Here is a 13,685-nt window from a genome sequence, read left to right on the forward strand (position 1 = left end):
TTTCCAAGGGAGATAGCAACAATACTAATATAATAGAAGGAGGCCATTTAATGGCTAAGAAATCAAAGATTGCAAAATTAGCAAAACAACGTGCATTAGTTGCAAAATATGCGGATCTACGTGCGACTTTAAAAGCGGAAGGGAACTACGCTGCTTTAGCACAACTACCAAAGGATTCAAGTCCAGTGCGCCTACGTAACCGGGACTTGATTGATGGCCGACCAAGAAGTTTCATGCGTAAATTCGGCATGAGCCGGCTCAATTTCCGCGAATTAGCCCACAAAGGCCAAATCCCAGGCGTCAAAAAAGCAAGCTGGTAAAAAAGTGAGTGCGTTAATTCGCGGTTAGCTTTTGAGTATTTGCATAATCAGACGGATAAGCGCCAGAGGCGATTGTCTGGCTGATGTAGCAAAGCGCAGAAAGTTGCGAATTAAAAGCACGTTAAAAAAAGAAGTGCTAGAAAAGCTAATCCTCGTAAGTTGGCTTTGGAAGCACGTTAAAAGCTAGGCACGGGAACCTAGCTGGAAAACCACGTTAAAGGGGTCTCTTCGAGGCCTCTTTTTCTGTGTCTTGAATCCACAACGTTTTTTTGATATATTGGTAGGAATTGTTTAACAAGTCAACTAAATTAAATGAGGAGGATTGAAGATGAGTTATGCACAATTTATCCAAAGTGCGACCGTAAGCGACTAAAGACGTTTTTCAGCAGATTAAATTAATTAGGAGTTTTAAAATGAAAAACGTCTCAAAAAAAAGCCCATCAATTCTATTAATGATTGTGTTGGTGGGATTTCCACAAATTAGCGAATCAATTTTTACGCCCGTCTTACCAATGATTAGTCGGGCCTTTCACGTCAGTGCGCAAACGGCGCAGTTAACCATGAGTACCTATTTTATGGCCTTTGCCTTTGGTGTTTTATTCTGGGGCTGGTTATCTGATCAGCTTGGTCGACGGTTAACCATGCTGCTGGGCATCGGCGTCTATCTGCTCGGTAATGGTGGCCTGTTATTAGCTGGCCATTTTAGTGGGTTAATTCTAGCGAGATTGGTACAAGCTTTTGGCGCAAGTGTTGGTTCAGTGGTGACGCAAACCATTATGCGTGAATCCTTCAGCGGTGTGCGTGGGGCGCAAGTCTTTGCCAAAGTTGGGGCAGCGATGGCACTTGCACCAGCCTTAGGCCCGTTGATTGGCGGTCTTGTCCAAACCTATTTTGGTTATCGCCAAGTTTTCTCGGTGTTAATCATGATGGCGGTTGGCGCGATTTTATACGCGGGTGCGTGCTTGCCAGAAACGCGGCCAGCTGGTGTGCCAGCACAGATTAACGTCGGGTTAGTGACAAAACGCTTATTAACAGATAAAAAGGTCTGGGTTTACGGGGCCGTGATTAGCGGCATCAACGGCATCTTATTCAGTTATTATGCTGAAGCGCCGTTTATCTTTATCAACCATTTCCATCTCAGCACGGTTCAATATGGCTGGTTAGGGCTTGTTTTAGCGGCTGCTAGTATTTTGGGCGCGATGACCACCAATTACGGCGCACCTAAGTTGGGAGCGGTAATGATGGCTAAAATCGGCTTAGTACTCGCTTTAATAGGGAGCCTGTTATTGTTAGTTGCCAGTTATTATGATCAGCTGTTGTTGATGGTTATTTTAATTCTAATCGTCTTTTGGGGATTAAATACGACTTTACCGGTCGTTTTAAACCTGGCATTAGTCGGTTACGAAGCGGTGATTGGCACTGCCAGTGGGCTATTTAGTTTTGGTTATTACCTTGCAATCAGTGCTTTGACTTACGGCATGAGTTTGTTGCATACAGGCGCAATCAGTCGATTGCCGTTGTATATCGTAACGATTGTCGCTGTCATGGCACTTTGGTATGGGTTAGTGATTCGAAATAACGAAGTGTAATTGAAAAGGACTTGAGACAAAAGTGATTTTGTCCCAAGTCCTTTTTTGATGGTTAAGAATGGCGTTGTTGTTCAAGGCCAGCGAGGAAAATATCTAAGCCCAACATGAATTTTTCAGCGGAATGTTGCTGTTGTTGCCGGTGGTGTTCGAACGTTTTTAAAAAAGCGTCGAAATGATTGTCAGCAGCGATGGTTTTCATCTTCACCGGGAGTTGTGCGAGGTAAGCATCAGTTTGGTGACGCACGCGCTGTTTCATATCGATTTCATCCGCAATATCGGCGAAGAGGCCTGACATAAAGTGATCGATGGATTCAATCGCTAGGCTACTTTGTTCGGGTGTAAAGCCAGCGTCTAACAAGATTTGTAAGAGGCGGTTAATGAGGCTCAGGCGGATTTTGGTTGCAGGGACAGTCCGTAACATTAATTCGGCTGCATAGGGCCGTTCAAGGTAGGTCGCATAAATTGTTTTGAAGATTAGTTTGATTTGTTCCGTCCAAGGCATGGTTGTCGTTGTTGGTGGGAATTGAATCCCGGCGATAATCTCGTCCGCCATTGCTTGAAGGAGCGCTTGTTTGTTTTCAAAGTGCCAGTAAAAAGTCGCGACACCAATCTGTAGTTTGGCTGCAATTTTACGAATTGAGAGTTGTTCAACTGTGCCACCGGTTTGCATAATTTCAAAGGCAGCGGCCGTAATTTGGGCTGCTGAAATTGTTTGTTTAACCATCTTAATAAACCGCCTTTATTTTTCAGAAAAAAGAATTGTAATTATTTTTAAAATTTGTTAAAGTATTAACTCGAACACTGTTCGATTATACTGTACATGATTTGGGCAGTTGAATCAACTTAAAGGAAAAAGAGGGATGCGCATGTCATTATTGAAACAGCACTTGAAGCCATATCTAGGCGTTTTTAGCCTATCTATATTAGCCACCATCGTATCTGTTGCGTCTTCACTATGGCAACCAAAACTATTGCAAAACGTTTTGGAAGGTATTATGAAAGATGACCAAGATAAAGTGATGCAAATTGGGATTTATCTTATTGTGATTGCCGTTGTCGGTTTAATTGCTGGGGTGGTCAATACGATTACATCGGCAATTACTGCACAAGGGATGACCGCTGATATTCGGGAAACGACTTTTAGAAAGATTCAAACTTTTTCATTTGCTAACATCGAGAAATTCTCAGTTGGGAATCTTTCGGTGCGCTTAACGAATGATATGACCCAGATTCAAAATGTGATTATGATGTCTCTCCAAACGTTGGTCCGGATTCCGATTCTATTTGTCGGCAGTTTCATTTTAGCGATGAACTCAATTCCGAGCTTATGGTGGATTATTATTCTCTTAGTGGTCCTCGTTTTTGTAATTACCTTTTTATCAATGGGGTCAATGGGGAAACACTTTGGTGCGATTCAAAATTTAATCGATAAGATTAATAACCTCGCTAAAGAAAATTTAATGGGCACGCGGATTGTGAAGTCCTTTGTTCAAGAAGATAATGAAATTAATCGCTTTTCAAAAACCAGTGACCAATTGGAAAAACATACGGCAATTGTCGGGATGCTTTTTTCAGTGATGATTCCTTCATTTATGTTGGTCGCTAACTTAGCAGTTGTTGCTTCAATCTATTTCGTCGGTAACTTAGTCGATACAGATCCGGAAGCAATCGCCGCAATTGCCTCATTTATGAACTATCTAATGCAAATCATGATGTCGATTATTATGGGCGGCATGATGATGATGATGGCTTCTCGTGGGGCGGTTTCGTTGAAACGACTCCAAGAAATTCTCGCCACAGAGCCTGATATTGTGTACCCTGATGTGCCAGATCGAGACTTAGCTGGAACCTTGGCTTTTGATCATGTTAGTTTCCGTTATCCAGAAGACGATCATGATACGTTGAGCGATATTAGTTTCGAAATTAATGCGGGGGAAATGATTGGGATTGTCGGCGCAACTGGTGCTGGTAAATCAACGATGGCCCAATTGATTCCACGCTTATTCGATCCAACGCAAGGTGAAATTCGCATTGGTGGCGTCCCGATTAAGGAATTGAATGAACATAACTTACATGATTCAGTGTCATTCGTACTTCAAAAAGCGATTCTTTTCTCCGGCACGATTGCCCAGAACTTGAAGCACGGTAAAAAAGATGCTGATAACGCTGATATGGATCGCGCGACTGGCATTGCGCAAGCCAAAGAATTCATCGAGAAGTTAGCCGATACGTACGATGCACCAGTTGAAGAACGTAGTGCCAACTTCTCAGGTGGGCAAAAACAACGCCTTTCAATTTCACGTGGTGTGATTGGTCAACCTAAGATTCTAATCTTAGATGATAGTACGAGTGCGCTGGATGCTCATTCTGAAAAATTGGTAAAAGAAGCCCTTGATCGCGAATTAGCCGATACTACCACGTTGATTATTGCGCAAAAGATTTCGTCAGTCGTTAACGCTGATCGAATCTTGGTCTTAGATGAAGGTCGCTTAGTTGGTGTCGGGACGCATCATGAGTTGTTAGAAACCAGTGCTGTTTACCGTGAAATTTTCGAAACTCAAAAGGGAAAGCGAGGCTAAATTATGAAAGAATTTAAACGTGCCATGGTCTTTTTCTACCATTATTTAAAACGCTATAAACCATCTTTTGCACTGATCCTGGTGATGACCGTTTTTGCCACTTATTTACAAGTCAAGGCACCCGAATATATTGGGGATGCATTGAATGAACTGGTTAAATACGCCACGAAGTTTCAGGTTTTAAAAGCCCAACATTTACCAACCAGTGGTGCTTCCAAAGATGCTTTTATTGATGTCATTGTGTCGTTAGTCCTTTTTTACGTCTTGAGTTCAGCGGCCACTTTCGTTTCAGGCGCAGCCTTTTCACGTGTCAATGCGTTGTCGACCAATCGGATGCGAATTGGGTTATTTAATAAATTACAAAAGATGCAGATTAAATATTTTGATCGTCATTCAGATGGCGATATCCTCAGCCGTTTTACGAGTGATTTAGATAATATTTATAACGCAATGAACCAAGTGTTAAGCCAATTAGTGTCGGGAACGGCCTTGTTGATTGGTTTGTTAATTATGATGTTTAGAAAAGATACCCAATTGGCGTGGGTCACAATTGCGTCAGTGCCAATTTCGTTTATTTTAGCGTGGATTATTATCAACAAAGCGCAAAAATATGTCAATGTGCAACAAGATGAAGTGGGCAAGCTCAATGGTTATATCAACGAAAAAATTACGGGGCAAAAAGTGATTATTACCAACAGCCTACAAGCTGAAACAATTGACGGCTTTGTGGAGCATAACGAAAGTGTCCGGAAAGCAACCTTGAAAGGGCAAATTTATTCAGGGATGATTTTCCCATTGATGCAAGGGATGTCACTAGTCAATACAGCGATTGTGATTTTCTTTGGGAGCTGGTTAGCGGTCAACGGGGATATCAAAAAATCCGTTGCTTTAGGGTTAGTGGTGACTTTTGTACAATATTCACAACAATTCTATAATCAAATTGCGCAACTCTCATCAAGTTACAGCATGATTCAATTGGCAATTACCGGTGCACGCCGGGTCAATGAAGTCTTTGATGAAGATGATGAAATTCGCCCAACGAATGGGCAACAATTCAATGGGATTGAACGGTCAGTAACGATGGAACACGTTGATTTTAGTTATTTACCAGGCAAACAAATCCTGCACGATGTGAATATTGAGGTTGATAAAGGGCAAATGATTGCGTTGGTTGGGCCAACTGGCTCTGGGAAAACGACGGTCATGAACTTAATGAACCGCTTCTATGATGTGGATCAAGGCACCGTTAAGATTGATGGCGTTGATATCCGCGATATGGATTTGGATACGTTACGCGCACATGTAGGGATTGTCCTCCAAGAATCAGTTTTATTCACAGGGACGATTCGCGACAATATTGTCTTTGGGAAACCAGATGCGACTGATGATGAAGTGATTGCAGCGGCACAACAAGCCCATATTCATGACTTCATTATGACGTTGGAAGATGGCTATCAAACGAAGGTTAGCGAAGAAGACAACATCTTTAGTACCGGTCAAAAACAATTGATCAGTATTGCGCGGACGATTATCACGGATCCAGCGCTCTTGATTCTAGATGAAGCAACAAGTAACGTCGATACGGTGACTGAAAGTCATATCCAAAAAGCGATGGAAAATGTGATTCAGGGCCGGACCAGTTTTGTGATTGCCCATCGCTTGAAAACCATCTTAAATGCGGATCGAATTATCGTTTTAAAAGATGGCCAAATTATCGAAGAAGGCAATCACCAAGAACTACTAGCACAAGAAGGTTTCTACGCAGAATTGTATAACAATCAATTTGTATTTGAATAGAGTGTGACAGCGGGCGGTTATATTTTGAGGACTAGCCTAGTCTGGTGAATGACCAATGTGTTGGTCATTTGCTGGACGTAGCTAGCCGCAGAAATATGCTCGGTGGCGCACGTTTAAATATTGTAGGCAGTACGTTTCAAGCCTCAAAAAAATCCCGGTTCAGCCAATATAAAACGGCTGAACCGGGATTTTTGATTATGCATTTAAGGCATGCGGTAACTTGCCAAGCGCACTGAGCGTTAAGCGATGGGTCGCTCTTGAAATAGCTGTGTAGAGGCGGTTACGCCCCACTGCTGGGTCAGTGTAGTAGTCATTGCTTAAGTCATACAGCAAGACGTTATCAAATTCCAAGCCTTTAGCGAGTGTTAATGGTAATGTGAGGGCCCCACTTTCGGGGAGGGTGGTTGTTTCTGTGGATAAGTGGTGGACATCTTTTAACTTTAACAGGCGCTCATCAAACTGACCGGCAGGGGTAATAATCGCTAATGTTTGGTCAGCGGGCAGTTGCTCGATTTGCGCTTGGATTTGTGCCAGGTAGTCGGTATCATTAGTCGCGCTCAGATACGTTGGTTGAACACCGTGCGGTTGGACCGCGTGAACATCGGATAAATCAGGAAATAGCTGACTGAATAACGCGGTAATCGCCCCGGATGAGCGATAACTCGTCCGTAATGTTTGGGTTTGGAGATTAGGAAAAATCGCGGGCAATTTACTGAATTGAATTTTATGAGGGATGATACTTTGATGTTGATCGCCGAAGACGGTGAATTGCGCCTTGGGGAAAAGCTGTTTAAAAAGGTGCAAGGTGCTAGCGTGATAGTCTTGTACTTCGTCGATAAAGACCTGTTTAACTTTGGGAAAAATACGCTGCGTTAAATAACTGTAAACTTGTGCTGCAATCACGGCATCCATAGTTGATTGGCGCGCAATAATTTGTTCAAAGGCCAACCATTGATAGTCGTGTAATTGCTCAGATAAAGCTTGGTAATCATAACGAACCATTTTTAAAGCGAGCGGTGCTAATGGTTCGTCCTCGCGAATTAAGCGTCCGAAGGTTTGCTGCTGTTCGGTTTCCGTTAAACTTTCTAAACGTGTTAAAGTCGTGGAAGCTTTGGCAATTGCCATTAATTGTTCCTGTAGATAACTTGTGAGTTGTTGCTGGGTGGCTTGGATGCGTTTGTCTAACGGTGCATCCACCGGCGTCTTCAAGAAAAATTGATAACTAGTCGCGGCGTCAATGGTGAAGGGTAACCCGCTATTTAATGACTGGAAGTCGCTTGTCTGCAATGTTAGTTGGTCAATTGCTAAGGTAGCCGGTTGTGCTGCAATGGGAAGATTTACCAACTCTTCTGGCAGCAACTGCGCTAATAGTTGTTGCAAAGTGAGGTTGACCGGTGTTTGTTCGCCAAGATCGGGTAAAACTTGAGCGATATAGTCTTGGAACAAGCGGTTAGGCGAAATCATCAAAACTTCGTTGAGCGCTAGTTCCTTGCGTTGCCGGTAGAGGAGATAGGCAATTCGTTGAAAAATAACGGACGTTTTACCACTACCGGCAATACCATCGATTAGGAGATGGTCAGTCGTTTGTTGGCGAATAATCGCGTTTTGTTCTTTTTGAATCGTTGCGGTAATGGCACTCATTTGGGTTGTTTTAGCTTCTTTTAACGTTGCTAATAATAGCGGGTCTTCAATCGCAATCTGGGTATCAAAAAAATCAATTAATTGGTCAGCTTGAATTTGAAATTGGCGCCGTTGTTTTAAAGTTACCGGGATTTGGCGGCCGTTAGCTTGATAGCTGGTAGGGCCGAATGTCTGTTGATAATAAACATCAGCGATTGGTGAACGCCAATCAAAAATAACGGGTTCGCCATCTTGATTGGTATAACTAGCTGAACCGAGGTAAAAAGCCTCAGTGTCGGGGTCTTCCGGGAAGGTCAGCGCAATTTTGGCAAAATAAGGTTGTTCTAAGAGGCGTAACGTTTCGTCTTTCCTAGCGAGCAATGAATCAGTTTTGAGGTTGAGCATATCGATTTCTTTATTGATGGTTTCTAGAACGGCAAAGGTGTCGAGGTTATCGGCATATGAATCAAAATTGAGTTTAGCTTCGCCGGTAATCTGAGCTTTAATAGTGTTGCCAGCCTGATGATTCTGCGATTGAGCATCGTTGATGGCTGCTAAAGTGGCTGTTAGTTGTTGATAAATTGTGGTTAGGTGGGTTTGTTCTTGTTCAAAATCGGTTGTCATACGATCAGCCCCTTACAAAGTTGTTTACCTAGTGTAGCAAGCCCAATATGAAAAGAACAGTCTTGTAATCACATCAAAAAGCGCGCATAATTAACATATGGAAGAGCAGTAATTGCTCTAAAAACGGTAAAAAGAGGTGCGCCCAAAATTAATTTTGGGCGCACCTCTTTTGGTGTCTCTTTGAAAGGGAGTACTCTAGCTGAAACGTGCCATTGAAGCTAGATTTCTGCGCTTAACGACGATTGTCAAACTAGCGATTACATCGTTAATTCTCCACTCTATGTTAATGCTCAAAATCTGATCAAGCTTCAAGGGGCACTCTATCTAAAACGTGCCATATCAACCTGATTCTTACGTTTAGCGTCGTTAGTCAAACAACCGATTGCATCGGTTGTTGCCTACCTATGCTAATCCTCGGAATCAACCCGGTTGCTGGGGCACTCTGATTTGAAACGTGCCATTGCAAGTAGATTTTTGCGCTTTGCTACGTCCCGCAAATAATCGACTGCGTCGCTTATTTATTGGCCTAGGCAAATGCTCAAAATCTAAACACTTGCAAGGGACACGCTATTCTAAGTAGTCGTTCTTTAATTGTGCTATTTCTGCTGGTTTGAGGGCCATTGCTTGGGCTAAGTAATTGTCCATATTGCCGTAATGTTGTTCAATTGTTTCTCTGACGAGTTCGAGGTTGGCTTTTGAAACACTTTTACCATTCATTGCGGCGACTTGGGCGTCGTTGCTACTAATGCGAGTAGGGGCCGTTGTGGTTAAACCTAAGACTTCGTTTGAAAGGACGAAATCGTCCGCAATGGTTGCCCAGTCGACGCCTAATGCGCTGAGAATGAGCATAGTAGCAATCCCAGTCCGATCTTTGCCGGCTGAGCAGTGATAAAGGACCGCGCCGTCGTTATCATGATTATTCAATAATACGGTAAATAGATCGCGGTAAGCGGCTTGTGCGTGCGAGTCTGTGACTAATTGTTCGTACATTCGGTCCATACTTGAACGTTCGGGTGTAGCAGGTTCTTTTTTACTAAAAAGATGAAATAATCCCTTTTTAGCTGGTTTTTTTGGGGCGTCTGCTTGGTCCGTGAACGGAAATACCGAAAGACGGTGGTAAGTGAGTTGGCTATCATCAAATGGATCTGGTGCAACCTTAATTTCGTGCCGGGAACGGAAATCAACATCGTAAGCAACGCCGTAATTTAGGAGGTCTTCGATATCTGTTGCGGTCAGTGCGTTTAAACTACCAGAGCGCAGTAATTTGTGCCATTTAACGGTCTTGCCGTCAACGGTTGGATAACCACCTAATTCGCGGAGATTATAACTGCGCGTTAAATTTAAAACCCGTTGTTGTTCTTGCATGCCAATCCATCCTTTGTAATAAGTTACTTCTATTGTATAACGAAGATTGATGACATGCACCCTTATTTTAAATGTTCGGAATTTGTTTAGAGGCTATGGACGCGAAAATAAGTTTTTAGTAAGAGTCCATTGACCTTTACTGAAAAATCTGCTAATATTTTATCAAATTTTAAATCAGTTAATCTTGATGGTTAATACGAACATTTAGTAGACTGATGGCCGATTAAGTTCACGAATGGAGGAAGATTATGTCTGCATGGGAATCAAAATTTACAAAAAAAGGGTTTACGTTCGATGATGTCTTATTAGTACCAGCGGAAAGCCACGTTTTACCAAATGAGGTGGATCTAGGAGTGCAACTTGCCAAGAATATCAAGTTGAACACACCGATTATGAGTGCCAGCATGGATACCGTTACGGAAGCACCAATGGCGATTGCTATGGCGCGTCAAGGTGGTTTAGGGGTTATTCATAAGAATATGAGTATCGAACGCCAAGCAGATGAAGTATTGAAGGTTAAACGTTCAGAAAACGGCGTTATTATTGATCCGTTTTATTTAACAGCGGACAAACCCGTCAGTGCTGCTGAAGATTTGATGCGCAAATACCGCATTAGTGGTGTCCCAATCGTTTCAAATCTCGATGATCTGAAGTTAGTTGGGATTATTACGAACCGTGATTTGCGTTTTATCTCTGACTTCTCTGCTGAAATCGGAACCGTCATGACGCACGAAGCGCTTGTAACAGCACCTGTGGGTACTTCTTTAGAAGAAGCTGAACAAATCCTCCAACAAAATAGAATTGAAAAATTACCTTTAGTCGGTGAAGATGGTCGTTTAGCCGGCTTAATCACGATTAAAGATATTGAAAAAGTACAAGAATTCCCTAAGGCCGCTAAGGACCAATATGGTCGCCTATTAGTGGCTGCTGCTGTCGGGGTCACAAGTGATACGTTTGATCGGGCAGAAGCGTTATTAAAAGCTGGTGCGGATGCTATTATCATTGATACAGCGCATGGCCATTCAGCTGGTGTTTTACGTAAAATTGCTGAAATCCGGGACCGTTTCCCAGAAGCAACCTTGATTGCCGGGAACGTCGCAACTGCCGAAGGCACAAAAGCCTTATATGATGCTGGTGTGGATGTGGTTAAAGTTGGGATTGGCCCGGGTTCAATCTGTACAACTCGGATTGTCGCCGGCGTTGGTGTCCCACAATTAACAGCTATCTATGATGCTGCTAGTGTTGCGCGTGAATATGGTAAGACAATCATCGCCGATGGTGGGATTAAGTATTCAGGTGATATTGTTAAAGCTCTTGCAGCTGGTGGCAATGCGGTGATGCTCGGTAGCATGTTAGCCGGTACTGACGAAGCACCTGGTGAATTTGAAATTTATCAAGGGCGTCGTTTCAAGACTTATCGTGGCATGGGTAGTTTAGCTGCCATGTCACACGGTTCATCAGATCGTTACTTCCAAAGTGGGGTGAATGAAGCAAACAAGTTAGTCCCAGAAGGAATCGAAGGTCGCGTGGCTGCCAAAGGTGCACTTGGCGATGTGATCTACCAATTACTTGGTGGTTTACGTTCAGGGATGGGCTATGTTGGGGCTGCTAACCTCCGTGATTTACAGGATAATGCCCAATTTGTTCAAATCTCAAACGCTGGTTTAACAGAATCACATCCACATGATGTTCAAATTACAAAAGAAGCACCTAATTATTCAGCAAGATAAACCTATGTTAAAATGAAGGCGCTGGGGCAAATTTAATTTTGTCGCCGGCGTCTTTTTTATGGGCGGATTTAAAGAATTCTTTACCCTTACCTAACTGATTCTTTGTTACAATAATAGCGAATCACTCAAACGTGTTTAAATTAAATGAGGTAATTAATATGAAAATTCTAATTGTTGATGATGATAAAGAAATTGTTGAACTACTCAGTATTTATGTCAAAAATGAAGGTTATGAACCTATTCAAGCTTTTACCGGCAAGGAAGCTTTGACTAAAATTGCCACTAACCCAGGCATTGATTTAATGATTTTAGATATTATGATGCCCAATATGAGCGGGATTGAAGTCATTAAAGCGGTCCGTAAGGATTCACAAGTCCCAATTTTGGTGGTTTCTGCCAAGACAACGGATATGGATAAAATCCAAGGTCTCATCACAGGTGCGGATGATTATGTGTCAAAACCCTTTAATCCGCTTGAAGTGATGGCCCGGGTAAAATCATTATTGCGCCGTAGCCAACAACAAGTCACAAACGAAGTCCCGGATATTCTAGAAGTGGGGCCACTTGTGATTAAGCGCGATTCGCATGAGGTAACAACGATTGCGGGTAAACAAATCCAATTAACGGCACTTGAATTCGGAATTTTATATCTCTTAGCGAGTCATCCCAACCGGGTTTTTTCAGCGGATGATATTTTTGAACGGGTTTGGAAGCAAGAAAGTATTGTGTCAGCTAAAACCGTAATGGTCCATGTCAGTCATTTACGGGATAAAATCGAAGAAGCAACTGACGGGGAAAAAGTGATTGAAACCGTCTGGGGTGTCGGATATAAGGTCGAGGTCTAATGAACGAATATCAAGTCGGACAAGATTTTAAAAAAGTACAACTCACGGCCAAAGAAAAGAGTGAGCTGTTTGCTGAGGGGATCATTACGGTGATCCTTTTATTGTTGTTAAATTTATCAATTATGGTCTTACTCCAACAAGCAATCCTTAATAATCCACAATTGCGCGGGGGCGTTTGGATGATTAAAAATGCGATTGCGATTGGCCCTAATGGTTGGCATATCTGGAGTTGGCAAAACTGGTTTGTAATTTTGATGGGGATTGCGGATGTGTTAGTAGTCTATTGGCGCTTAATTCGGCGTTATCATCAAATGCAGATGTGGCACGTCATTGGCGAACTGCACTACATCGCTGACGGACATCTAGAGCACCGGATCAACTTGCGGGTTAATCGCGATTTGCAACGCGTGATCGACAGTGTCAATACGCTAGTTGATAGCACCGTCCGCTCAATGGAAGAAGAACGTAAAATTGAAAAGAGCAAAGATGAACTGATCACCAACGTCAGTCATGATTTACGCACACCATTGACATCGATTATTGGTTATCTAGGTTTAATTGAAGATAATCAGTATCAAACCAAGGATGAATTGACCAAGTACACACATACAGCCTATGTGAAGGCCCAACAAATGAAGGTCTTAGTTGAAGATTTATTCGAGTATACAAAGGTTCGGCAAACCTCAACACCGATTGCTAAAACGACTTTTGACATGGAGCAAATGCTAGAACAACTAGCCGCTAGCTTTGAATTAGAAGCACAAAAGAAAAATATGCAAATCACTGTTAAGTGTCAGCCAACACCATTAATGATGGAAGCTGATACTGAAAAGTTGGGTCGAGTTTTCAATAATTTGATTGCTAACGCGCTGAAGTATGGTAAAGGCGGTAAGCAAATTATTTTATCCGCCGAAAAAGTCGGTCAAGAGGCGATCATTAAAGTCTCTAATGATGGTCAACAAATTCCAAGCGACTCATTAAATCAACTATTTGATCGCTTTTATCGTGTGGAAGCATCACGTTCACAAGAAACCGGTGGCACGGGGCTCGGTTTAGCAATTACGCAAAGTATTGTTGCCTTGCACGGTGGGTATATTTATGCAGATTCCACCCCAGAACTGACTAGTTTTGTGATACACTTACCTTTAAAACTAGGACGTCAGATTGAACCGCAAAATGGCGCCGCTAAAAACAGTTAAGGAGTAGCATTGTGTTT

10 protein-coding genes are annotated in these 13,685 nt (G+C 42.6%); 7 read left to right on the forward strand and 3 right to left on the reverse strand.

Features of this window, described 5'->3' with window-relative positions; all coding sequences use genetic code 11:
• Positions 1–50 precede the first annotated feature (50 nt).
• Together C0213_01305 and C0213_01310 are read left to right on the forward strand one after the other, a co-directional pair.
• On the forward strand, positions 51–320 hold the full coding sequence (locus tag C0213_01305) for a 30S ribosomal protein S14 (GenBank protein AUX11136.1): 270 nt from the start codon (positions 51–53) through the stop codon (positions 318–320).
• Between the two features lie 413 nt (positions 321–733).
• Positions 734–1,909, forward strand: a complete 1,176-nt coding sequence (locus C0213_01310; protein AUX11137.1) for a Bcr/CflA family drug resistance efflux transporter — start codon at positions 734–736, stop codon at positions 1,907–1,909.
• A gap of 52 nt (positions 1,910–1,961) precedes the next feature.
• Here the strand turns inward: C0213_01310 and C0213_01315 are convergent, their stop codons facing one another.
• Positions 1,962–2,633 (reverse strand): hypothetical protein, encoded by a 672-nt coding sequence (locus C0213_01315; GenBank protein AUX11138.1) that lies wholly within the window; start codon positions 2,631–2,633, stop codon positions 1,962–1,964.
• Between the two features lie 142 nt (positions 2,634–2,775).
• On the opposite strand from C0213_01315, the gene C0213_01320 reads away from it, so the two are divergent.
• A complete protein-coding gene (locus tag C0213_01320; GenBank protein ID AUX11139.1) occupies positions 2,776–4,488 on the forward strand; it encodes a multidrug ABC transporter ATP-binding protein in 1,713 nt (570 codons plus the stop codon).
• Between the two features lie 3 nt (positions 4,489–4,491).
• A complete protein-coding gene (locus C0213_01325) occupies positions 4,492–6,285 on the forward strand; it encodes a multidrug ABC transporter permease (protein AUX11140.1) in 1,794 nt (597 codons plus the stop codon).
• Positions 6,286–6,480: 195 nt separating this feature from the next.
• On the opposite strand, the gene C0213_01330 is transcribed toward C0213_01325, so the two are convergent.
• Together C0213_01330 and C0213_01335 are read right to left on the reverse strand one after the other, a co-directional pair.
• On the reverse strand, positions 6,481–8,529 hold the full coding sequence (locus C0213_01330) for a hypothetical protein (GenBank protein AUX11141.1): 2,049 nt from the start codon (positions 8,527–8,529) through the stop codon (positions 6,481–6,483).
• Between the two features lie 567 nt (positions 8,530–9,096).
• Positions 9,097–9,894: a protein-tyrosine-phosphatase gene (locus tag C0213_01335; protein AUX11142.1), complete on the reverse strand. Its 798-nt coding sequence runs from the start codon at positions 9,892–9,894 to the stop codon at positions 9,097–9,099.
• A 248-nt stretch (positions 9,895–10,142) separates the two neighbouring features.
• Between C0213_01335 and C0213_01340 the strand changes: the two genes are divergently transcribed.
• From C0213_01340 to C0213_01350, 3 genes are all read left to right on the forward strand, one after another.
• Positions 10,143–11,624: an IMP dehydrogenase gene (locus tag C0213_01340; protein ID AUX11143.1), complete on the forward strand. Its 1,482-nt coding sequence runs from the start codon at positions 10,143–10,145 to the stop codon at positions 11,622–11,624.
• Between the two features lie 158 nt (positions 11,625–11,782).
• On the forward strand, positions 11,783–12,469 hold the full coding sequence (locus tag C0213_01345; GenBank protein ID AUX11144.1) for a DNA-binding response regulator: 687 nt from the start codon (positions 11,783–11,785) through the stop codon (positions 12,467–12,469).
• On the forward strand, positions 12,469–13,668 hold the full coding sequence (locus C0213_01350) for a two-component sensor histidine kinase (protein ID AUX11145.1): 1,200 nt from the start codon (positions 12,469–12,471) through the stop codon (positions 13,666–13,668). Before C0213_01345 ends, C0213_01350 begins: the two co-directional genes overlap by 1 nt.
• Positions 13,669–13,685 lie beyond the last annotated feature (17 nt).

The organism is Latilactobacillus sakei (genome assembly GCA_002953655.1).
In the GTDB taxonomy this organism is placed as follows: domain Bacteria; phylum Bacillota; class Bacilli; order Lactobacillales; family Lactobacillaceae; genus Latilactobacillus; species Latilactobacillus sakei_A.